This is a genomic window from Piscinibacter gummiphilus (assembly GCF_032681285.1).
Taxonomy (GTDB): domain Bacteria; phylum Pseudomonadota; class Gammaproteobacteria; order Burkholderiales; family Burkholderiaceae_C; genus Rhizobacter; species Rhizobacter gummiphilus_A.
Genome location: NZ_CP136336.1, coordinates 998,911 through 1,020,604 on the forward strand (window position 1 = coordinate 998,911; position 21,694 = coordinate 1,020,604).

Below are 21,694 nucleotides of genomic sequence, written 5' to 3' on the forward strand. Positions count from 1 at the left end.
ACTCCGATCCGAATGAGGTGTTGCCACCTTAGTCCCGGCCCGGGCCTCCTGTATTGGAAGAACCCGCAATCGCGCTGCGCCAGTAGTCGGCCGGGGTCATGCCGCACAAGGCCTGGAACTCGTTGATGAGGTGCGACTGGTCGTAGAAGCCGCATTCGTCGGCCAGTGCCGCCCACGCCGGTGCGCCGCCCGCGCTGCGCAGCCGGCGCAGGCATGCGTGCAGGCGCAGCAGACGGCGCCAGGTGCGGGGTGGCAGGCCCACGTGGGCATGGAAGAGCTGCTGCAGCCTTCGCTCGCTGTAGCCCGCTGCTGCGGCAAGGTCGCGCAGCCGCCCGCCGCCTGCGTGGCGTGCGGCGAGGTCGTGCAGGTGCGTGACCTGCGGTGTGGGCGGCGGCGCAGCCGACAGCCGGGCGAGCAGCTCGGCCTGCAGCAGCGCGGCGCGTGTGCTGTCGTCGGGTGCGCTCGCGAGGCGGTCGAGCAGCAACTCGCCAGCGTGTCCCCAGAGCTCGTGGACGCTCACGCCCTCTGCCGAGAACTCGCCGGCCGGTGCGCCGAGCAGGGCCTGCGCCGCGCCGGGCTTCAGGCCGATGGAGAAGGCGTGCACCCGCCCTTGCAGGCGCACCCGGGCCGGGGCGGCCGAAGCCCCGAGCACGCCGGCCACGAGGCCGGGTGCGTCGTCGCGGGTCGACGGCGCGTCGCCGAGGTTGACGACCAGGCGCATCGCGCCATCGGGCAGCACGTGCTCCACCACCGCCTCGGCGAAGCTCTCGCGGTAGAGCAGCAGGCTGCCGACGAAGGGCCGCAGCGCCTCGCAGGGTTCGAACGCGCGCAGCGTGCCCGCAGGCAGGTCGGCCTCGGGGCCGTGCAGCGGGTCTTCGTCCAGGCGCAGGAACAGGCGCTCGCTCATGCGGCGATCTTCGCTCAGCGTGCGGTGTAGCCCCCGTCCACCGCGTAGAAGGCACCGGTGCAGAACGCCGCCTTGTCGGAGAGCAGGAAGGCCGCCAGCTCCGCCACGTCGTCGCGGCTGGCGAGCCGGCCGAGCGGGTGGGCTGCGGCCAGGCCGTCCAAGGCCTCCTGCGGCATCTGCAGCATGCGAGGCGTGGCCACGTAGCCGGGGCCGATGCAGTTCACGCGGATGCCGTGCTGGGCGTACTCCAGCGCGGCACTGCGCGTGAGGCCCAGCACGCCATGCTTGGCTGCGGTGTAGGCCGAGATGCCCGCCACGCCGACGATGCCGTTCGCCGACGACAGGTTGAGGATGGCACCGCGCCCGGCCTTCAGCATCTGCTGCAGCTCGACCTGGAGGCAGATGAACATGCCGGTGAGGTCGGTGTCGATGACGGTCTTCCAGTCGTCCAGCGACAGCCGGTCGATGGGGGTCTCGTGCGGGCCGGTGAGGCCGGCGTTGTTGACCGCCAGGTGCAGCCCGCCGAAGGCCCGAACGGCCGTGGCCACGGCGCGCTCCATCGCGGCCGGGTCCCGCACGTCGGCCTCCACGGCCTGGCTGCGCTCCCCATGCGGATCGATTTCCTTCAGCAAATTCTTCAGGCCCTGCAGGTCGTGCCCACAGGCCACGAGGCGCGCACCGCCGGCGAAGAGACGCCGTGCGATGGCTTCGCCGATGCCGGTTGCTGCACCGGTGACGAGGGCGGTCTGGTCCTTGAATTCCTGCTGCTGCATGCGACACCTCCGAGTTGGAAAGGGATGTCCTGGCGAGGCAAGGTGTGTTCCGGCTTGCTGTCATCTCCCGCCAGCCGGATTCATGGCAAGCTCGCGCCCCCATGCGTTTCCTTGCCCACCGCTTCCACCGCCAGGCCGCGGTCGGTTTCATCCTCGTGAGCGCAGCGCTCGACATCGTGGCGCTCGGCATCATCATCCCGGTGCTGCCCAAGCTCATCGAGCAATTCGTCGGCTCCAACGCGCGGGCCGGCGTGCTCAACGGGCTCTTCATCGCGCTGTGGGCGCTGATGCAGTTCGTGGCCTCGCCGATCATCGGCTCGCTGTCGGATCGGTATGGCCGGCGGCCGGTGCTGCTGCTCTCGTCGCTGGGCCTCGCGGCCGACTACGTGCTGATGGCGCTCGCGCCCAACCTCTGGTGGCTCGCCGTGGGGCGGCTCATCGCCGGCATCACGACCTCGAGCTTCACGACCGCCTTCGCCTACCTCGCCGACATCACGCCGCCCGAGAAACGCGCGCGGGTCTACGGGCTCGTGGGCGCGGCATTCAGCGGCGGCTTCGTGGCCGGGCCGCTGCTCGGCGGCTTGCTCGGCGAGTGGTCGCCGCGGGCGCCGTTCTGGGCCGCGGCGGCGCTGGGCGGGCTCACCTTTCTCTATGGCCTTTTCGTGTTGCCCGAATCGCTGCCGCGCGAGAAGCGCATGGCCTTCAGCTGGAAGCGCGCCAACCCCTTCGGGGCACTCACGCTGCTGCGATCGCACCCCGAGCTCGCGGGCCTGGCGGGGGTCAACTTCCTGCTGCACTTCGCGCACCACCTGTTCTCCGCGGTGTTCGTGCTCTATGCCGGCTACCGCTACGGCTGGGGCGCGGCGCAGGTGGGTGGCCTGCTCGCCTTCGTGGGCATCCTCGACATGCTGATGCAAGGCGTGATCGTCGGCCCGGTGGTCAAACGCCTGGGCGACGGGCCGACGATGGTGCTCGGCCTCGCGTTCGGTGCAGTGGGCATCGCCTGCATGGGGCTCGCCCCCACGGGCTGGCTCTTCGTGGCGGCGATGCTGCCCAACGGGCTCTGGGGCCTGGCGATGCCCACGCTGCAATCGCTGATGACGCGGCGTGTCTCGGAGTCGGAGCAGGGCCAGTTGCAGGGGGCGAACAACAGCGTGGCGAGCATCGCGGGCGTGCTGTCGCCGCTCTTCTTCGGCGGGGTCTACTCGGTGTCGGTGGGCGAGGCGGCGTGGATGCACCTGCCGGGCCTCGCCTTCCTGCTCGCGGCGGCGGTGTTGGCCTCGGCCGCGCTGCTGGGCTGGCGCACTTCGGGGCGCGCGGCGCGTCATCTCCCTTAGGGATGGCTCCCACCGGGGAGCAGCGCTACACCGTGGGTGTCCCTGCCTACAAGGAGCGCACATGAAAGTCTGCATCGACCCCGGCCACGGCATGAGCAACCGCCAGATGGGGATCTTCGACCCCGGCGCGACCCATGTGGAGAACGGCTTCCTCTTCCGCGAGGCCGACATCGCGCTGCGCTACGGTCTGGCGCTCAAGGACGCGCTGCGCGCAAGCGGCGTCGAGGTGTTCATGACACGCGACGACGCGACCGACCACGCCCCCGTCGGCCGACGCGCCACGATGGCCCGGAACGCGGGCTGCACGGTGCTCGTCTCGCTGCACCTGAACGACTTCGACGACGACAGCGCGAACGGTCTCGAAGTGCTGTTCCGCGATGCCGACGACCGCAGCCTCGCGCAGCGGCTGCAAAGCGAGTTGCTGGAGGTGACCGGCCTGCGCGACCGCAAGATCAAGCAGCGCAACGACCTCGCGGTGCTCAAGTTCGATGGCACGGCGGTGCTGATCGAACTCGGCTTCATCGCCAACGACGGCGACCGCGCCAAGCTGCTCGACGCGCAGATCCGAGACGCCGCGGTGCACCGCATCGCCGCGGTGGTGATGGCGCACGCCGCGGCGCCGGCCTGAGGCCTAGGGCCTTGGCAGGCCCTAGTTCAGCATCGAGCGCGCTCGCTCGAGCAGGAACTCGCGCTCGCGTGCATTGCCCGCCAGCGCCGCGGCGCGCTCGAACTCGGCGCGCGCTTCCTCGCGCCGGTCGAGCTTGGCCAGGAGGTCGCCGCGCACGCTGGGTAGCCACTGGTAGGACCTGAGCGCCGGGTTGTCGCGCATCGTGTCGACGATGGCGAGCGCCTCGGCCGGCCCGTAGGCCATGCTCACCGCGACGGCACGGTTGAGCTCGACCACCGGCGAGGGCTGCACCTGCGCCAGCGCGTCGTAGAGCGCGGCGATCTGCAGCCAGTCGGTCTCGTCGGCCACGTGGGCGCGGGCGTGGCAGGCGGCGATGGCGGCCTGCAGCACGTAGGGGCCGGGCGTGCCCGAGGCGAGCGCCTCGGCGCGCTCGAGCGCCGAGAGGCCGCGGCGGATGAGGAGCTGGTCCCAGCGGCTGCGCTCCTGCGCCATCAGCAGCACCGGCTTGCCTTCGGCGTCGGTGCGGGCAGCGGTGCGCGAGGCCTGCAGCTCCATCAGCGCGATGAGGCCGTGCACCTCGGGCTCGTTCGGTGCCAGGCCCGCGAGGATGCGGCCGAGGCGCACCGCTTCGTCGCACAGGGCCGGGCGCATCCAGTCGTCGCCGGCGGTGGCGGTGTAGCCCTCGTTGAAGACGAGGTAGATCACCTCCAGCACCGAGGCCATGCGCGGGGCGAGCGTGTCGCCGCGCGGCAGCTCGAAGGGCACCTTGGCCGCGCTGAGGGTGCGCTTGGCGCGCACGATGCGCTGCGCGATGGTGGGCTCGGGCACGAGGAACGCGCGCGCGATCTCGGCGGTGGACAGGCCGCCCAGCATCTTGAGCGTGAGTGCCACGCGCGCCTCGGTGCTGAGCACGGGGTGGCAGGCGGTGAAGATCAGGCGCAGCATGTCGTCGCCGATCTCGTCGGCGCGGGCGGCGTCGAGGGCGTCGACGAAGTCCGGCACGATCAGGGCCTCCTGCGCTTCGAGCTCGTGGCCGATCTGCTCATGCTTCTCGGCCGCGAGCTTGTGGTGGCGAAGCTGGTCGAGCGCGCGGCGCTTGGCAGCGGTCATGAGCCAGGCGGCGGGGTTGTCGGGTACGCCGTCCTTCGGCCAGTGCTCCAGCGCGCTCACCAGCGCGTCCTGCGCCAGCTCTTCGGCCAGGCCCACGTCGCGCACCATGCGCGCGACGCTGGCGATGATCTTGGCCGCTTCGATGCGCCAGACGGCCGTGATGGCTTGGTGGGTCGTCTCGGTGGTCATGGCGCAGTGTTGCACGCGCCATCAGGCGTTGGGCGTGGCGCCGGGGACCATGTAGACGAGCCCCCAGCCGTGGCCGTCGAGGTCGTGGAAGCCGTGCGAGTACATGAAGCCGTAGTCCTGCTTCGCGTCGGCCACGCCACCCGCGGCCACGGCCTTGGCCACGATCTCGTCGACCTGCTCGCGGCTCGTGCACGAGAGCGAGATGAGCGTCTCGATGCTCGTGTTCGCATCGGCGATCTGCTTCTTGGTGAAGGTCTTGAAGAAGGGCTCGGTGAGCAGCATCGCGTAGATGTGCTCACTGATCACGCAGCAGGCGCCTTCGCTGTTGCTGAACTCGGGGTTGAAGTGGTAGCCCAGGGCCTCGAAGAAGGCGCGCGAGCGCGGCAGGTCCTTGACGGGCAGGTTGACGAAGATCATGTCGTGGGTCATGGAGGTGCTCCGATGCGGGTGGAAGGGGTCAGGCGCGCCAATCACGCACGTTCAGCCAGCGTCTTCAGGTCGGCCAGGCCCGCCTCGAAATCGGTGCCGAGCATCTTGTCCATGTCGAAGATCGTGTGCATCACCTTCGCGAGGAAGGGCGTGGGCCCGTGCATGGCCCAGGTGACCTGGGTGCCGCTGCCTTGCGGGCGCAGCGTGAAGTCGATCAGGTTGTGGCCTTCCATCGGGGCCAGCATGTCGAGCTTCATCGACACGGTGTTCGGGGCCGAGGGTTCGATGATCGAGATCGTGCCCTTGCCGACGTTGCCGTTGCCGTCGAAGTCGTAGGCCGCGCCCGGGCCGGCCTGCGGGCCGCGGTAGGCGGTCTTCATCGCGGGGTCCTTCTTGTTGTACGGGTTCCAGCTGTTGAAGCGCTGGAGGTCGTTGATCAGCGGGTGGATCTTCTCGGGGCTTGCCGCGATGGTGATCGAGCGTTCGAAGCGGAAGGTGTCGGGCTTGCGCGCGGCGACGGCGAGCAAGGTGCCGAGGGCCAGCACGAGAAGGACGCCGAGGGTGATGAGGATCTTGGCCATGAGAGGGCTCCTGTGGTGCGGGGGCAGTGGTGCGTCAGTGGTGTGTGGTGCGGGCGAGCACGTCGATGGCCTTGAAGCGCTCGACCGCGTCGCCGGGTGTGAAGTCCTCGGCCTCGAAGAGCTGGCGCACTTCGATGTGGCAGTCATGGCCGGGGAAGGGAGACGGGAAGCGGCGCGACCATTCCAGCGCCTCTTCGGCCGAGCGCACCTGGATCAGCGTGTAGCCGGCCACGTGCTCCTTGGTCTCGGCGAAGGGGCCGTCGAGGACCCGCTTGCGGCCCTGTGCGTCGTAGCCCACGCGCCAGCCGCGGGCGGTGGGGTGCAGGCCGGCCGCGTCGAGCAGCACACCGGCCTTCGCCAGCTGCTCGTGGTAGTCGGCCATCGTCGCCATCTCGGCCTCGGTGGGCATCGCGGCCGCGGCGTCGGCCTCCGGTGTGGCCTTGACGATGATCATGAATCGCATGTCGGCTCTCCTGGTTCGGGGAAGGAGCCGCGTGCTTGGCGGCTCTCATTCCCACGACGCCGGAGCCGGCGCGAATTCGACAGGGGTCGGCTAAGTGAAAACCCTAGGCCGCCGTGCCAGAGGCCAGGTCACTCGTAGCAGGGGGCGATGCCGCGCACTTCGACCGTGGCCCACTCGGCGGCGGGGCAGGTGCGGGCGATGGCGAGCGCTTCGTCGCGCGTCGCGACATTCAGCAGGAAGAAGCCGCCGATCATTTCCTTCGCTTCGGCGAAGGGGCCGTCGAGCACCGAGGCCTTGCCGTTGCGCACCTGCAGGCGCGCCGCGCTTTCGTCCAGCGACTTGAGCGACTCGCTCGCGACGAGCACACCGCGCTCCTTGAGCGCAACGCCCCACTTCAGCATGCGGTCGTAGACGATGCGGCCTTCGGCCTCGCCACGCTCCGCGCGCTGGCCGATGGGTTCGTGGATGAGGAGCAAGTAGGACATGGCGGCGAGGTCGTGTGCTGCGAGGCCCCGAAGAATACGGGAAGGCACCTCGCCATGCACACGGCCCGGCCGCCGTTTTGTCCTCACTTCAGCAGCAGGCCGGGGGCGGGCAGCATCGGTCGTCGATGCAGGGCTCGCAGCACTGGCGTGGCGGCTTCGGTGGCTCGCACGGCTTGTCATCGCAAGGCGGCTTGTCGTCGCAGCGCTGGTCGTCATTGCAGGGCTCGGGCTGCGGGCGGCAGCAGTCCTTGGCCGGTGGCCGCTCGCGGGCTGGCGCGTCGAGCTCGGGGTCGAGCCGGTAGCTCATGCCACCGACGACGATGCCGTTGGCCAGCACGAGCACGGTGATCGTGGCCGGGCCTTCGTCGGCCAACTCGCCGGGGCTGAAATCGCGACCGCTCACGAGCACCGGGCGGATCTCCCGTTCGCCGCGTGGGCCGAGCGTGAAGTGGCTGCCGCCGGGGTTGTGGAAGTGCATCGTCCAGCCGCGCGATTCGAGCAGCGCTGGCAGCACCGCGCGGACCTCCATGCGGGCCGTCTTCGCAAACGGGTTGTGCGCCCAGAACTTGCGATTGCAGAACGCCGCTTCGAGCGCACAGCGCCCACCGCCGCCGGGCACCGGGACCAGCGCGCGCATCGCGATGTTGTTGTCGGTGGGCACGAGGCGCCACGCCGGGGTGGGGCCCTTGGCCGCCGGCAGGCCGGTGAGCCGGTCGTTGTTGGCGCGGTCCTGCGGCGCGGTGACGCTCATGAACATCACTTCATGGCCGGGGTGGATCGGTGTCCATTCGAGCGGGCCGATCACCACCTCTTCACCCGGCTTGAGCGGCGGCAGGCTGAGCGAGGCGGTGGTCATCGGCTCGAAGTCGTCGGGCCACACCAGGCCGGCACCGGGGCGTGCATGCCAGCCGTGCACACGCCCGCCCTTGCTGGGCTTCGTGCCGCGGTTCTTCACGCGCACGTAGGCATGGTTCGGGCGGCAGACGATGGGCGTCTGGTGCCTGGTCTCGCCGTCCGTGTCGTGGCGGTTCCAGATGTCGCGCGTCTCCCAGAAGTGCTCTTGGAACTGATATTCGCCGTGGCGGCCGTCGTCGATGTAGAGGTCGACCTCGGGCGGTGGGCCTTCGGTGACCACCGGCTTCGGAGCGCCGGGCGGCTGGTAGGCGCCCTGCTTCTCGAAGGCCCAGCGCACCACCTTGCCGTAGACGCCGCCCACCATGTCTTCGCTCGTCCAGTTGCCGCGCTCGGCGGCGACCATGGCGGTGGCATACGCCTCGGCGTTCGACGGGTTGGTGGCCTGCGTCAGCGAGCCGATGGTGCGCAGCATCAGGTAGGCGGTGTAGCGCGAGGCGTACTCGCGCTGCTTCAGCTCGGCGCCGTCGCCCCCCACCGCGCGGTAGAGGCGGAAGTGGGTGGTGCAGAGGATCTCTTCCGACGAATAGCCGCCGACATCGAACACACCGCCCCAAGCCCAGCCGGCGGTCACGTCGCGGTCGTGTCGGCGGCCGATCACGTTGTAGACCCAGGGGAAGGTCTCGAAGCGGTCGGGCGCGCGCGAGTCGGGGTCGTTGAGCACCGCGGCGAAGCTGTCGCCCGCGCTGTGCGCGAAGCCGAAGTTGGGCGAGTTCACATGGTTGTAGAGGATGCCGTGGCCGCCCAGCTCGTGCAGCACCACGCGCCAGTCGCAGGCCAGGCCGATCGGGTTGGCCACGTCGCCCAGGTCGGCCAGCATGAAGGCGGTGCGCAGGATGCCGTAGCTGCCGTTGCCCGCGCAGTAGGCGTTGATGGTGTTGGTGCTGCCCCAGATGTTGCCGCGGTGGTCCACCGGCGAGGGGAAGGGCGTGCCGGTGAAATAGGTGGGCAGGTCGAAGCCGAGGTCGCGCACCAGGTGGAAGAAGCGGTCGCAGTGGTAGTAGGCGTTGACGGCGGCGAAGTGGTTGCTGCGGGCGTCGTAGCTGAACGGCGAGCCGGCCGGGCGTGTGGGCGGGGCGGCGGCCAGGGCTTCGAGGTCTTGCACCGCGACGTGCGGGCCGGTGAGCGACACGGTGCCCGCCACCGACACCAGCTCGGGCAGCTGCACGGTGGAGCGCAGCGGGTTGAGCTGCGCGCTGGTGGCGCTGGGGAGCGGGCCGCCGTTGAGCGTGATGGGATCGGTCTCGAACACCAGGCCGTTCACGTCGTCGATGAAGGCGCGCAGGTAGAGCACCGAGAGCGTGTCGACGTCGAGCAGCGCGACCCAGGCGAGATCGGCAATGCCGTTCCAGGTGACCGAGAAGGTGAGCTCGATCACCACCTGGTGGCGGCCGGCGCGCACACGCTCGCTGACCGGCGGCAGCGGCAGCGTGGCGTGCAGGTGGCGAGTGGGCGCCGTGACCTGCGCCGCCTGCGCGGTCTGCGCTGCCGTGGGCGCGGGGTCATGGTGCTCGCGGGCGAGCCGCTCGGCGGGGTCGTAGCGGTAGACCATCAGCCGCTGGCGCAGCACCTTGAACGTCGACGGGTCGCAGGCCTTGTCCTGGTCGATGCCGAGCTCCTTGGTGAGCCGCTTCTTGTCGAGCTTGGTGGCGCTCTTGAGCGCATCGGCGCTCGGCATGTCGGCGTCGACCTGCGCATGCCGCTTCGACTGCGCTGCCACCACGACGAAGGGGTCGCGCTGCAGGTGCACCGACACACCGGCCTGCCAGATCGGCAGGCCGAAGAGCGTCTGGTCGAAGACGACGGTGGTCGTGTCGAACTGTGGCTTCTCCTCGCTGTAGCGCAGCTCCACGCCGAGCGCACGCGGCTCGGCCTCGGGCGCTTCACTGAAGTGCGCCAGCTCGGCCGGGCTCACGCCCAGCAGCGCGCCGTGGCGCAGCAGGTACTCGTGCGCCGCGAGCAGCGGGCTGCCCGCGGTGCTGACGAACACCTCTTCGACATGCTGCACGTCGCGCACCGTGCCGTGGGCGTCGCGGGTGACCATCGCCTTCGCGGCGGTGTTGAACTCTTGTGACATGGAACCTCCACTGAACCTGCCGGCACACGCTTGTGCACGGCTTGCAATTCAGTCTAGGAACCGATGTCGGGATTGCCGCCCCCTAAGGTTTGGCTTCTTCCCTAACTCGAAGGCGGCCGCGTGCTATACCGCCAGCCGGGGTACACGGGTTCTGTGGAGTGAGCGGCATGTCCAGTCTGACGCCTTCGGAAATAGCGTTCTTGATGCTCGCGATGGTGCAGGCCGTCGCCGCGGTGATGTGGGGCCTGGGTGCCTGGTGGATCCGAGAGACGCGGGCCGCCGCGTTGCACTGGTCGGGCTACGCGGCGTGCAGCGCCATCGCCTTCGTCTACCTCGGCACCCACCTCGCGGCGCTGCCGATGGCCGGCGTGCTGCTCGCCATCACCGGGCTCGTGCTGCTGCAGCACGGCGTGTGGCACTTCACCGGGCAGAAGCGCCGCTACCTGCCGCATGCCGCGCTGCTGGCCGCCGCCGCGCTGGCCTCGTGGATCGGCGCCGACCCGGCCTGGCGCCGCGAGCAGGCGGTGGTGCACTACACCATCACCATGGTGCTCTACCTCTGGACGGCGTGGGACCTCTACCGCTACGCGCGCCACACGCTCGGCCTGCGCTTCCCGTGGGTGCTGGCCGTGCCGCTGCTGCTGGCGGGCCTGAACTCGGCCGGCCGTGCGCTGCGCACCGCGCTCAAGCCCGATGCGCTGGCCACCGAGATCGCCTCGCACAGCTCGCTCAACGTGGGCACCGCGATGGCGGTGGTGGCGGTGATCGCGATGCTGCACGCCATGCTGATGGCGCTGGTGGTGGCGCGCCTGATTCAGCAGCTGCGCTGGCGTGCGCGGCACGACGGCCTCACCGGCCTCTTGAACCGCCGCGCGATGCAGGAGGCCATCGACGAGCAGCTGCACCGCAGCCGCCGCGTGGGCGACACCTTCGCCGTGGTGATGGTCGACCTCGACCACTTCAAGTCGATCAACGACCGCCACGGCCACGCGGCCGGCGACCAGGCCCTGAAGCACACCGCCGCGCTCTTGCAGACCCATGTGCGCGAGGTTGACCGCGTGGGCCGCTTCGGCGGCGAGGAGTTCATCGTGCTGCTGCCCGGCGTGGGCCTCGCCCAGGCCGCGCAGACCGCCGAGGCGCTGCGCGCGCACTTGGCTGCGCAGCAGGTGCCGCGCGAGGGCGAGCCGCTCGCGCTCTCGGCCAGCTTCGGCGTGGCCGAATGGAAGGGGCCGAGCGAAGAGCCCTCGCGCCTCTTGATGCGCGCCGACGAAGCGCTCTACCGCGCCAAGCGCGCGGGCCGCAACCAGGTGCAGGCGACCAACGACGAGATGCCCAACGTCTTCCACGACGACACCGGCGCGGCGCCGTTCGACCCCGTCGCCGCATGACTTGACGGCTTATCAGTCGACCAGGCCCAGCGCCTTGCGCGCCAGCGCCACGAAGGTGGCCTGCTCGCGCGCGCTGAGCGGCGCGAGGATCTCGGCCTGCAGGCTCTCGATCACCGGCCGCACGGCGGCCAGCAGCTGCTTGCCTTCGCGGGTGAGCCGCAGCAGGCGCGCGCGGCGGTCGTGCGGGCTCACCTCGCGCTGCACCAGGCCCTTCTGCTCCAGGCGATCGACCACGCCGCCGATGGTGGCGCGGTCGAAGCTGATGGTCGCCGCCAGGCTCGCCTGGTCGATGCCAGGCTGCTGCGAGATCGCGTCGAGCGAGGCGAACTGCACCGAGGTCAGGTCGAAGCCCGCGGCCTGCGTCTGCGCCTGAAACACCTGCATCGATTGCTGGTGCAGGCGGCGGATCAGATGCCCCGCCATCTCAATTCGTTCCACCTGGGCCCCCTTGCGTCTTGATCGGCTCGATCGTCTTGGTGATCATCTTGACCAAGATAATATGTATACATATCATATGTGAACTTACAAAGTGGAAGGACACGGCATGCAATTCCACCGCAATGGCTTCCGCCCCGGCGACCCCGATGTTCACCCAGCTGCGGCAGGCCATCGCCGCGCGGGCGACCCGCTGCCCGAGACCGTCGACGTGCTGATCGCCGGCGCTGGACCGGCGGGCCTGTGTCTCGCGGCGCAGCTCGCGCAGGTGCCGCAGATCCGCACGCTGGTGGTCGAGCCCAAGCCGGGGCCGATGGAGAAGGGCCAGGCCGACGGCATCAGCGTACGCACCATGGAGATGTTCCAGGCCTTCGGCTTTGCCGAGAAGGTGCTGCGCGAATCGGTGTGGATCAACGAGACCACGTTCTGGTCGCCTGGCGACGAGGGGCGCCTCACGCGCGTGGCGCGCGTCGACGACGTGCCCGAGGGCACTTCCGAGATGCCGCACGTGCTCATCAACCAGGCGCGCGTGCACGACATGTTCCTCGACCGCATGCGCAACGCCCCCACGCGCCTTGCGCCCGACTACGGCCTGAAAGTGCTCGACCTGCACGTCGACCCGACGGCGCACGACCACCCGGTGCACGTGACGCTCGCGCACACCGCGCCCGAGCGCGAAGGCGAGACGGTGCAGCTGCGCGCCAACTACGTGATCGGCTGCGACGGCGCGCGCTCCAGCGTGCGCCGCGCCATCGGCGGTGCGCTGCACGGCGACGCCGCCCACCAGGCCTGGGGCGTGATGGACCTGCTGGCGGTGACCGACTTCCCCGACTGGCGGAAGAAGTCCTTCGTGCGCTCGCAGGGCGAGGGCACGCTCATGGTGCTGCCGCGCGAAGGCGGCCATCTGGTGCGGCTCTACGTCGAGCTCGACCGCCTCGGCGACGACGAGCGTGTGGCCAGCCGCGGACTGGGTGCCGAGCACATCGTCGCCAAGGCGCAGCGCATCTTCCGCCCCTTCGAGCTCGACGTGAAGGAGGTGGTGTGGTGGTCGATCTACGAGATCGGCCACCGCCTCACCGACAAGTTCGACGACGTGCCCGAGCACGAGGTGGCCACCCGCGCACCGCGCGTCTTGCTGGCGGGCGATGCCTGCCACACCCACAGCCCCAAGGCGGGCCAGGGCATGAACGTCTCGATGGGCGACACCTTCAACCTCGGCTGGAAGCTGATCTCGGTGCTCACCGGCCGCGCGGCGCCGGCGCTGCTGCACAGCTACTCGGGCGAGCGCCGTGCCGCGGCGCAGGCGCTGGTGGCGTTCGACCACACCTGGTCGCGCGTGGTGGGCGAGCGCGCCGAGCCGTGCGCCGCCGGCAGCCTGCCGCGCGTGGCGCGCGAGTTCGTCCACAACCTGCCCTTCACCTGCGGCCTGACGGTCCAGTATCCGGCCGGGGCGCTCACCGGCGCGCCGGCGCACCAGCAGCTCGCGGCAGGCTTCGAGCTGGGCAAGCGCTTCCATTCGGCGCCGGTGGTGCGCCTCGCCGATGCGCGGCCGATGCAGCTCGGCCATTGCATCGACGCCGATGCGCGCTTCCGTGTGTTCATCTTTGCGCCTGCCTCCGACACCGGCGCGCCGGGTGGGCCCGTCGCCTCGCTGTGCCGCTGGCTCGAGCGCGATGCGGCCTCGCCGCTGCGCCGCCACGGCGCGCCGGGCGAAGACCTCGACGCGGTGATCGACACGCGTGCGGTGTTCCCGCACGGCCACCGTGCACTCGAGCACAGTGCCATGCCGCCGCTCCTGCGCCCGCCGGTGGGCCGCCATGGCCTGTGCGACTACGAGAAGGTCTTCTGCGCCGACCCTCGGCCCGGGCAGGACGTCTTCGAGCTGCGCGGCATCGACCGGGCCGAGGGTTGCATGGTGGTCGTGCGGCCGGACCAGTACGTGGGCCACGTGCTGCCGCTGTCGGCGCGCGACGAGCTCGCGGCCTACTTCGCCGGCATCCTGCGCACCCGCGCCTGAGCGTGTCGCGCGACCTCAGGGCCGCGCGAACTCGGGAATGCGGAAGCGCTTGCGATACGCCCCCGGCGCCATGCCGGTGGTGCGCTTGAAGAGGCGGCGGAAGAAGGCCGCGTCTTCGTAGCCCACGCGCCAGCTGATCTCGTCGACCGAGGCATCGGTGCGCTCCAGCCGGCGCTTGGCGTCTTCGATGCGCAGGCGCTGCACGTAGGCGATGGGCGCCACGCCGGTGGCGGCGGTGAAGCGGCGCTTGAAGGTGCGCTCGGCGAGCTTCGAGCGCTTGATCATTTCCTCGACCGGGCTGGCCACCGAGAAGTGCTGCGCGAGCCAGCGCTGCGCGGCTTCGATCTCCGCGTCGCCGTGGTCGCTCTTGCCTTCGAAGGTGATGTAGGGCGTGAGGCCGTCCTGGTGCCACTGCAGCGCGTACATGCGCGCGAGCTCCTGCGCGTCGGTCGCACCGGCGAAGCGCGCGACGAGGTAGAGCACCATGTCGTGCCAGGTGGTCGAGGCGCCCGAGCTGATCAGCTCTTCGCGCCCGCCCGAGATCACGAGAACACGCTCCGGGTGGATGGGCACGCGCGGGTGCGCCTCGGCGAAGTCGCGCGCGTAGCCGAAATGCACCGTCGCGTCCTTGCCGTCGAAGAGGCCGGTCTCGGCGAGCAGGAAGATGCCCGAGCAGGCTGAGCACAGCACCGCGCCGCGCGCGTGCATGCGCTGGATCCATGCCACGAGCGCGGGGTAGCGGCCGAGGGCCCAGCCGCCGTCGCGCAAGAGCACCGAGGGCACGATGACGATGTCGGTGCTGTCGATGTCGGCGATGGCGCGCTGCACCGGCATCGGCACGCCGCTCGCAAGCGTGAGCGGGCCGGTGGCCTCGCCCACGATCTCCACCTGGAAGGGCGCACGCACCGAGTCGCTGGGCGTGCCCATCAGCGAGCGTGCGTTCATCACGTCGTAGATGCCGGCGAGCGTCGACACCACCGCATCGGGCAGCGCCACGAGCGAGACGTGGCGTGCGCCGGGTGTGCGCTGGGTGGGCGGTGCAGCTTTCGGCATGGCGCGCATCTTCGCTGAAGCGCTTGGTGTGTTGCAGCGGGTTGGCACAAACGGACCGTTTTCGGGCGAGGTCGGCACTGCCGCAAAATGCGGCATGCCAAGACGATGGGAACCCTCATCAACAGCTCCAACACGAGCTTGCAAGGAACCCGTCATGAAGCATTTCGACTCGCAGCGCCGCTCGTTTGCCATGCGCCTCGTCAGCACCGCGGTGCTGGTGGGCGCGGCCGCCTCGCTGACCGCCAACCCCCGCCCGGCCGAGGCCCACGCGCCGCAGCAACCCGCCCCTGCCAACGCGGTGCTGCAGTGGAACGCCGTCGCCGAAGCGGCCTTCACGCCCAGCCAGGGCACCAACCCGATGTCGCAGTCGCGCACGCTGGCGATCCTGCATGCCTCGGTGCACGACGCGCTGAACGCGATCGACCGGCGTTACGCGTCATACACGCCGGGCCTGCCCAAGTCACCGAAGGCGATGCCCGAAGCGGCGGTGGCCGCCGCCTCGCGCGAGGTGCTGGTGCGCTTGCTGCCTGAGCAGGCAGCGCTGGTGGAGACGGCCTACGGCCAGGCGCTGAAGGCCCTGCCCGACGGCGCGGCCAAGACCGCCGGCATCGGCCTCGGCCAGGCCGCCGCATGGGCCATGATGAACCGACGCCAGAACGATGGCGCCGACAGCGCGTTCATCCCCTACGTGCCGCGCCCCGGGGCCGGCGAGTACCAGTTCACCGCGCCCTTCGACTTCGCCGGCGCGCCCGGCTGGGGCAAGGTGACGCCTTTCGTCATCAAGCTGCAGGACCATGCACTCGACGGCCCGTTGCCGCTCACCAGCAGCCACTACGCGAAAGACCTGGCCCTCGTGCGCGAGATCGGCGACGTGAACAGCCGCACCCGCACGGCCGAGCAGACCGAGATCGCGAAGTTCTGGTACGAAGACTCGCCGCTCGGCTGGAACCGCATCGCCCACCAGGTGATGCGCGAGCGTCGCGTCGACGCATGGGAGGCCGCGCGTGCCTTCACGCTGCTGCACTTCGCCATGGCCGATGGCTTCATCGCCGGCTTCCACGAGAAGTACGAGCACCGCTTCTGGCGGCCCGTGACCGCGATCCACGCCGCCGAGACCGACGGCAACCCGCAGACGCAGCCCGATGCGAGCTGGCAGCCCCTGCTCGTGACGCCGCCGGTGCCCGACTACCCGTCCACGCACACGGTGCTGGGCTGGAGTGCCGCCGAGGTGCTGATCGAACTCTTCGGCGACCGCCAGCGCTACAGCCTGACCAGCCTCACGCTGCCAAACGTCACACGCCACTTCCGCGGCTTCTCGCAGGCCGCGCATGAGAACGGCAACTCGCGCCTCTACGCCGGCATCCACTTCCCGCATGCCATCAAGGAAGGGCGCCGCCAGGGCCGCAGCATCGGCCAAGCGGTCGCCGAAGCGCTGCCGCGCGTTCGCTGAGGAGCATGGACATGGACACCCCCGTGATCGATCAGGCCAGGCTCGAAGCCTTCGTCGGCCGCGCCATCGCCGACCTCACCACCGGCTACACCGGCGTGATGGTGAGCCTGGGCGCCAAGCTCGGGCTGTACAAGGCGATGGCCGGCGCCGGCCCGATGAGCGCGAAAGAGGTGGCGCAGCGTGCCGGCTGCGCCGAGCGTTACGTGCGCGAGTGGCTCAACGCGCAGGCGGCCGGCGGCTACCTGGCCTACCACCCGCGAAGCGACACCTACGAGCTGCCACCCGAGCATGCGATGGTGCTGGCCGACGACGAGAGCCCCGTCTACGTGCCGCCCGCCTGGGAGGTGCCGGCGGCGATGTGGGCCGACGAGCCCAAGGCGGTCGACGCCTTCCGCACCGGCCGCGGCGTGGCCTGGGGCGAGCACGATGCACGGCTGGCCTGCGGTGTGGCCGCCTTCTACCGCAACGGCTACCGCGCCGCGCTCGTGCCGCAATGGCTGCCCGCGCTCGACGGCGTGGTGGAGCAATTGCGCAACGGCATCGCGGTGGCCGACGTGGGCTGCGGCCACGGGCACTCGACGCTCCTGATGTCGCAGGCGTTTCCGAACTCGCGCTTCTACGGCTTCGACACGCACGCCGAGTCGCTCGCGCAGGCGCAGCACAACGCCGTGGTGGCCGGCGTGGCCGAGCGCACGCGCTACGCCGTCGCCCGCGCCACCGACTACCCCGACGAGCGCTACGGCCTCATCTGCTTCTTCGACACGCTGCACGACCTGGGCGACCCGGTGGCCGCGGCGCGCCACGCCGCCGAGGTGCTGGCGCCGGGCGGCACGGTGCTGCTGGTCGAGCCGTACGCGGCCGACAAGGTGGAAGACAACTTGAACCCCGTCGGCCAGCTCTACTACGCGGGCTCCTCGCTCATCTGCTGCGCGCACGCCATCTCCGAAGGCGGCAAGCTGGTGCTGGGCGCGCAGGCGGGGCCAAAGCGCCTGGCCGACGTGTTCCGCAAGGCAGGCTTCTCGCACTTCCGGCAGGTGGCGCAGACGGCGTTCAACCTCGTCTTCGAGGTGCGGCGCTGATGGCCACGGCGTGCCGCGTCGGGAAGGCTCCCACACAGGAGCCCGCCCGCCTCCTACAGACGACGCCCATCGCCACTTCTAGCCTTGAGCGCTCTGCAACCCCAGGAGCGAGACATGGCTGCACACGCGATACGGCTTTCGAAAGCGCGCCAGGCAGGCGGAGCCCGCTGACGTGTTCGACGCCATCACCACGCCGGTCTCGCTGCCGGCCATCGCGCTGCTCGGGCTGATGCTGCTGCCCGTGCTGCTGGGCCTGGTGATCTGGTCGATCCGCAGCCACCGCGACCCCAGCCTCTCGGTTGACTGCGACAACGCGGTGACCGAGTTGCTGCCGTCGATGGCCGGCCTGAGCCAGGGCACCGTCTACGAAGGCAACTCGGTGGAGTTGTTCGAGAACGGCGCCTTCTTCGACGCGATGTTCGACGAGATCGCCCGCGCCCTCGCCTCGGTCCACTTCGAGACCTTCCTGTGGAAGGAAGGCCGGCTCGGCGCGCGGCTGGTCGACGCCCTCGTCGAACGCCGGCGTGCCGGTGTCGCCGTGCGTGTGATGGTCGACGGCAACGGCGGCAAGAAGATGGGCGACGAGGCGAAGCGGCGCCTGCGCGAGGCCGGCTGCCGGCTGGTCTTCCATCACCCGACCAAGCTGCGGCACATCGGCGTGGTCAACGACCGCGACCACCGCAAGCTGGTCGTGGTGGATGGCCGGGTGGCGCTCGTCGGCGGGCATTGCATCGTCGACGGCTGGCTGGGCAATGCGGAAGACCGCGAGCATGTGCACGACCTCGCCGTGCGCCTGCGTGGCCCGGTGGTGCATGGCGTGCAGGCGGCCTTCAGCGAGAACTGGGTCGAAGACACCGGCGAGCTCTTCGTGGGCGATGCCTTCTTCCCGCCGCTCGAGCGCTGCGGCGAGGTGGCCGCGCATGTGGCGAGCGTGAAGGCCGAGGGCTCGCCGCCGGCGGTGAAGATCCTGCACCACCTCGCCGTGTGCGTGGCGCGGCGCCGCATCCGCATCCAGAACCCGTACTTCCTGCCCGACGACGAAGCCATCGAGGCGCTGTGCACGGCGGTGGCGCGCGGGGTCGACGTGCGGGTGATGGTGCCCTCGACGGATGCGAGCGACATGCCGCTCGTGCAGCACGCCGCTCACCGCAACTTCCACAAGCTGCTGCAGGGCGGCGTGCGCATCTTCGAGTACCAGACCTGCCTCCTGCACCAGAAGGTGATGACCGTGGACGGGAGTTGGTGCGCCATCGGCTCCAGCAACTTCGACGACCGCTCGCTGGAGACCAACGACGAGATCACGCTGAGCCTGTGCGACGAGCGGCTGGCGCGCCAGCTGGAAGAGGTCTTCGAGCGCGACGTGCGCCGATGTGTCGAACTCGATGCCGAGAGCTGGTCACGCCGCGGCCTGTGGCCACGGTGTCGCGACAACGTGCTGCATGTGTTCAACGAAGTGCTGTGACCCCCCGGAACGACGCTTGCCGGTGCCGGGCATGACCACTCGCCTCATTGCCCCATGGCCACCACACCCGAAGTGAACCCGATGCCTCGGCCCGGCCCCGACGTGGTGCCGACGCCTGTCGAGCCCGATGCCACGCCGCCGCACGGCCTGCCCGAAACCGAACCGGGACGCCGCCCGGACGAGGTGCTGGAGCCGGCCGCACCACCCGAGATCCAGCCGACGACACCCGGGCCCGAGGTGGACCCGGGCCGGGTGCACCAGCTCTGATCAGCCTTGCCGCAGGGCGCTGCCGCGCAGGCCGGGCAGCCCGCGTCGGTGGCTGCGTGTCGGGCCTGCGAAGGTCTCGATCTCTTGTTGCAGACGCTGCCGCAGCCCCAGCGCAAAGGCCGCCTCGGCCACGAGAAACAGCGGCCCGATCAGGAAGCCCATCAGGTCGTCGACGAACGCCGGCTTCCGGCCTTCGAAGCGGTGGCCGATGAGCTGGGCGATGAAGCCGAGCACGAGGCTTGCGATGGCGAGCACGAGCCACAGCGGGGTGGAGAGCGCCGCGGCCCAGGCGCCGGCGGCGAGCGATGCCGTCATCACGACCGCCATCGCGAGGCCGAAGCGCAGGTCGAGCACGAGGTAGTAGAGGACGATGCCTGCCGCAATCGGCACGGCGGGCGACAGCGGCCACCCGTCGACCGGAATCGCGGGCCGTGAGAGCAGGGCCGTGACCCCCAGCAGGATGAGCGGGATGCCCAGATAGTGCGTGGCGATGTTAAGCCGGTCGCGGTGGCAGGTGGCGTAGCCCGACAGTTGCTCGGTGAGCGTCTTCATGCGGATCTCCTGACGGCGTGGACGGGGTCGCGCACGCTGCGTGCGAGGCTGCCGGTGGTGTAGCGGCCCTCGAAATCGCGCCAGCGGTGCGTCTCGTAGTCGTAGAGCTTGCAGCGGCGGAACACGCTGCGGATGTTGCCGAGCGTGGGCTTGAGGATGACGGCGCGCGGGCCGATCAGGAGGTTCAGCTCGGCCTGCGCCGCGCGGGCGTGGTAGCAAGGGATGGTGGGCACGATGTGGTGCACCGGGTGCTCGAGCGAGTAGTGCATCACCGAGCCGATCCAGTTCGGCAGCGGCACGTGGGCCACCAGTTCCTCCTGGCCGAAGGCCTGCTCGACCGGGTCGTCTCGCGTGAACCAGGGAATGCGCGGGTGCGTGTGCTGCAGGAAGAGCACGATGGAGGTGAGCGCATGGAACACCAGCAGCGGCAGCACCATCACCAGGAAGACGTCGACGAGCGTGTCGGCCCATTCGAACTGGCGGCGCCAGCCGAGCAGCGCCGCCGTGCCGCCGAGGTAGGCGAGCGTGAGCAGCGTGTAGGGCACGGCCTGGCGCCGCACCGCCGCTGGGTAGACGCGCGAGAAGATCGTGACGCGCGTGAGCCGGTCGTAGATGAAGTAGATCGATTGCGCGAGCAGGCTGGGCGAGCGCGACGCGCGCACGCACAGTCGCTGCCAGGCGGGCATCGCGCGGTACTGCTGCAAGGTGAAAGGCTTGTGGATGTCGGGTGGGGCGCCGTTGGTCCAGGTGTGGTGCAGCGCGTGGTGGGCGTGCAGCCACAGGCGGTAGTTGAAGAGGCAGGGCGTGAACACCGCCACCGCGATCAGCTTGTTGAGGGCGCGCGAGCGGGTGAGCATGTTGTGCGCCGCGTCGTGGCCCAGCACCGAGAAGCCGCAGAGCTTGAGGCCGGCGAGCAGCGCGCCGGCGATGCGCAGCGCGGGGTGGGTGGCCAGTGCGGCGAGCGTCAGGCCGAGCAGGAAGAGCGTGTAGTCGGCCAGGGCGAGGCGCACGCCGGTGGCCGTGTCGGACCGCACATGGCGCGAGAGCGCCCGCACGAGGTTGCGCTGCCGTGCGCGGGCCTCGCCCGAGCGGGCGCGGTCGCGCGGGCCGGTGAAGCTCGTGACGGCGGTCGCGTCGACCGAGCGGGTGGGCGCGACGGCGCCGAGCACGGCAGAGGCCTTCATGCGCGGCGCCTTTCGTCGAGTTGCGTCACGTTCTGCGGCGATGTCTCGTGCCGCTCCGGCAGCGCGGCGAACCAGTCGAGCGCGTCCTGCCACAGCGACTCGGCCCCGGGGCGGAAGTAGCCCATGTGTCCGATGTGGCGCACGCGCAGATCCTGCGGCGTGATGTCGCGGCCCGTCCACGGTGCGTTTACGTAGCCGGCGCTCATGAAGGCGTCGCGCGAGGCGGGTGGCGCCCAGGCGTCGTCGGTCGCGTTGGCGGCGACGATGGGCGTGCGCACGTCCTTGAAGCGCGCGACCGTCTGCGCCATCTGCGGGTCGTCGAAGAAGTAGCGGGGGTTCTGGCACCAGCGGCGCCACTGGCGGTAGACCATCAGCGGCAGGTCTTCGCCCATGCCGATCGCGCTCCAGCCAAGGTAGCCTTTCCAGGCGGCGAGCAGCGGGGCGACGGTGTTCCACATCACGATGGCCTTGAGGCGCTCGACCGGGGTCATCCACCCGTGCCAGCCGGCGCCGGTGGCGAAGGTGTAGACGCCGCTCACCTTGTGGTGATTGGGCAGCAGGCCGAAGGCGTGCCCGCCGAGCGAGTGGCCCACCACGTAGAGCGGCACGCTGCCGTCGCCCATGTGTTCGACACCGGCGGCGAGGTCGCTCACCCAGTCCATCTGGTCGGCCGGGAAGCCCTTGAGCGTGGGCGGCTTCGAGAGGCCGATGCCGCGGTAGTCGAGCGTGAGCACGCTCACGCCGCGCCGCGCCATGTAGTCCGCCATGCGGCGGTAGAAGCGCTGCGGCACGCCGGTCGCGCCGGCCACGACGATGCGGGCCTGCTCGTTGCGGGTGGCGGCATAACGCAGCGCCGTGATGGCGTGGTCGTCGGCGGCGCGCAGGCGCAGGGTCTCGGGCGTGGTCTCGCTCATCG

General features: G+C 70.3%; 21 protein-coding genes. 8 read left to right on the top strand and 13 right to left on the bottom strand.

Translation table 11 applies throughout. From position 1 onward, the window contains the following. Positions 1–28 precede the first annotated feature (28 nt). Together RXV79_RS04805 and RXV79_RS04810 are read right to left on the bottom strand one after the other, a co-directional pair. On the bottom strand, positions 29–907 hold the full coding sequence (locus RXV79_RS04805; RefSeq protein WP_316702336.1) for a helix-turn-helix domain-containing protein: 879 nt from the start codon (positions 905–907) through the stop codon (positions 29–31). Positions 908–921: 14 nt separating this feature from the next. Then, on the bottom strand, positions 922–1,680 hold the full coding sequence (locus tag RXV79_RS04810; RefSeq protein WP_316702337.1) for an SDR family NAD(P)-dependent oxidoreductase: 759 nt from the start codon (positions 1,678–1,680) through the stop codon (positions 922–924). 101 nt (positions 1,681–1,781) lie between these two features. On the opposite strand from RXV79_RS04810, the gene RXV79_RS04815 reads away from it, so the two are divergent. Both RXV79_RS04815 and RXV79_RS04820 read left to right on the top strand, forming a co-directional pair. Beyond that, the gene (locus RXV79_RS04815) at positions 1,782–3,017 is read left to right on the top strand and encodes a TCR/Tet family MFS transporter (protein ID WP_316702338.1); all 1,236 of its coding nucleotides are present in this window, start codon (positions 1,782–1,784) and stop codon (positions 3,015–3,017) included. A 61-nt stretch (positions 3,018–3,078) separates the two neighbouring features. After that, positions 3,079–3,645 (top strand): N-acetylmuramoyl-L-alanine amidase, encoded by a 567-nt coding sequence (locus RXV79_RS04820; RefSeq protein WP_316702339.1) that lies wholly within the window; start codon positions 3,079–3,081, stop codon positions 3,643–3,645. A 21-nt stretch (positions 3,646–3,666) separates the two neighbouring features. On the opposite strand, the gene RXV79_RS04825 is transcribed toward RXV79_RS04820, so the two are convergent. The 6 genes from RXV79_RS04825 to RXV79_RS04850 form a co-directional block, all read right to left on the bottom strand. Beyond that, positions 3,667–4,944 carry an RNA polymerase sigma factor gene (locus RXV79_RS04825; protein ID WP_316702340.1) on the bottom strand — a complete coding sequence of 426 codons (1,278 nt, stop codon included), beginning with the start codon at positions 4,942–4,944 and terminating at the stop codon, positions 3,667–3,669. Between the two features lie 21 nt (positions 4,945–4,965). Next, on the bottom strand, positions 4,966–5,373 hold the full coding sequence (locus RXV79_RS04830) for a VOC family protein (protein ID WP_316702341.1): 408 nt from the start codon (positions 5,371–5,373) through the stop codon (positions 4,966–4,968). 41 nt (positions 5,374–5,414) lie between these two features. Then, the gene (locus RXV79_RS04835) at positions 5,415–5,954 is read right to left on the bottom strand and encodes an SRPBCC family protein (RefSeq protein ID WP_316702342.1); all 540 of its coding nucleotides are present in this window, start codon (positions 5,952–5,954) and stop codon (positions 5,415–5,417) included. A gap of 34 nt (positions 5,955–5,988) precedes the next feature. Continuing rightward, complete coding sequence (locus RXV79_RS04840) at positions 5,989–6,417, bottom strand: YciI family protein (RefSeq protein WP_316702343.1); 429 nt, start codon at positions 6,415–6,417, stop codon at positions 5,989–5,991. A 128-nt stretch (positions 6,418–6,545) separates the two neighbouring features. Beyond that, positions 6,546–6,902 carry a YciI family protein gene (locus RXV79_RS04845; protein WP_316702344.1) on the bottom strand — a complete coding sequence of 119 codons (357 nt, stop codon included), beginning with the start codon at positions 6,900–6,902 and terminating at the stop codon, positions 6,546–6,548. An 88-nt stretch (positions 6,903–6,990) separates the two neighbouring features. Further along, entirely contained in the window at positions 6,991–9,891 is a 2,901-nt protein-coding gene (locus RXV79_RS04850) for a hypothetical protein (protein WP_316702345.1), read from the bottom strand. Between the two features lie 167 nt (positions 9,892–10,058). Here RXV79_RS04850 and RXV79_RS04855 point away from each other — a divergent pair, with 167 nt between their 5' ends. Beyond that, positions 10,059–11,279, top strand: a complete 1,221-nt coding sequence (locus RXV79_RS04855; protein WP_316702346.1) for a GGDEF domain-containing protein — start codon at positions 10,059–10,061, stop codon at positions 11,277–11,279. Positions 11,280–11,291: 12 nt separating this feature from the next. Here the strand turns inward: RXV79_RS04855 and RXV79_RS04860 are convergent, their stop codons facing one another. Continuing rightward, on the bottom strand, positions 11,292–11,717 hold the full coding sequence (locus RXV79_RS04860; protein WP_316702347.1) for a MarR family winged helix-turn-helix transcriptional regulator: 426 nt from the start codon (positions 11,715–11,717) through the stop codon (positions 11,292–11,294). Between the two features lie 106 nt (positions 11,718–11,823). Between RXV79_RS04860 and RXV79_RS04865 the strand changes: the two genes are divergently transcribed. Beyond that, positions 11,824–13,731, top strand: coding sequence for an FAD-dependent monooxygenase (locus RXV79_RS04865; RefSeq protein WP_316702348.1), 1,908 nt, complete (start codon positions 11,824–11,826; stop codon positions 13,729–13,731). Between the two features lie 15 nt (positions 13,732–13,746). Here RXV79_RS04865 and RXV79_RS04870 read toward each other — a convergent pair whose 3' ends face one another. Then, a complete protein-coding gene (locus RXV79_RS04870; RefSeq protein WP_316702349.1) occupies positions 13,747–14,784 on the bottom strand; it encodes a GlxA family transcriptional regulator in 1,038 nt (345 codons plus the stop codon). Between the two features lie 154 nt (positions 14,785–14,938). Between RXV79_RS04870 and RXV79_RS04875 the strand changes: the two genes are divergently transcribed. From RXV79_RS04875 to RXV79_RS04890, 4 genes are all read left to right on the top strand, one after another. Then, complete coding sequence (locus RXV79_RS04875; RefSeq protein WP_316702350.1) at positions 14,939–16,234, top strand: vanadium-dependent haloperoxidase; 1,296 nt, start codon at positions 14,939–14,941, stop codon at positions 16,232–16,234. Between the two features lie 11 nt (positions 16,235–16,245). Then, positions 16,246–17,313 carry a class I SAM-dependent methyltransferase gene (locus RXV79_RS04880; protein ID WP_316702351.1) on the top strand — a complete coding sequence of 356 codons (1,068 nt, stop codon included), beginning with the start codon at positions 16,246–16,248 and terminating at the stop codon, positions 17,311–17,313. Positions 17,314–17,485: 172 nt separating this feature from the next. Continuing rightward, positions 17,486–18,775 carry a phospholipase D-like domain-containing protein gene (locus RXV79_RS04885; protein WP_316702352.1) on the top strand — a complete coding sequence of 430 codons (1,290 nt, stop codon included), beginning with the start codon at positions 17,486–17,488 and terminating at the stop codon, positions 18,773–18,775. 54 nt (positions 18,776–18,829) lie between these two features. Beyond that, entirely contained in the window at positions 18,830–19,042 is a 213-nt protein-coding gene (locus RXV79_RS04890) for a hypothetical protein (protein WP_316702353.1), read from the top strand. Here RXV79_RS04890 and RXV79_RS04895 read toward each other — a convergent pair whose 3' ends face one another. The 3 genes from RXV79_RS04895 to RXV79_RS04905 are packed head-to-tail and all read right to left on the bottom strand — an operon-like array spanning position 19,043 to position 21,692. Then, complete coding sequence (locus RXV79_RS04895) at positions 19,043–19,594, bottom strand: Mpo1 family 2-hydroxy fatty acid dioxygenase (RefSeq protein WP_316702354.1); 552 nt, start codon at positions 19,592–19,594, stop codon at positions 19,043–19,045. It lies immediately after the preceding gene. Then, a complete protein-coding gene (locus tag RXV79_RS04900) occupies positions 19,591–20,778 on the bottom strand; it encodes a fatty acid desaturase (protein ID WP_316702355.1) in 1,188 nt (395 codons plus the stop codon). The genes RXV79_RS04895 and RXV79_RS04900 overlap by 4 nt, the downstream gene beginning before the upstream one ends. Beyond that, positions 20,775–21,692: an alpha/beta hydrolase family protein gene (locus tag RXV79_RS04905; protein ID WP_316702356.1), complete on the bottom strand. Its 918-nt coding sequence runs from the start codon at positions 21,690–21,692 to the stop codon at positions 20,775–20,777. The genes RXV79_RS04900 and RXV79_RS04905 overlap by 4 nt, the downstream gene beginning before the upstream one ends. Positions 21,693–21,694 lie beyond the last annotated feature (2 nt).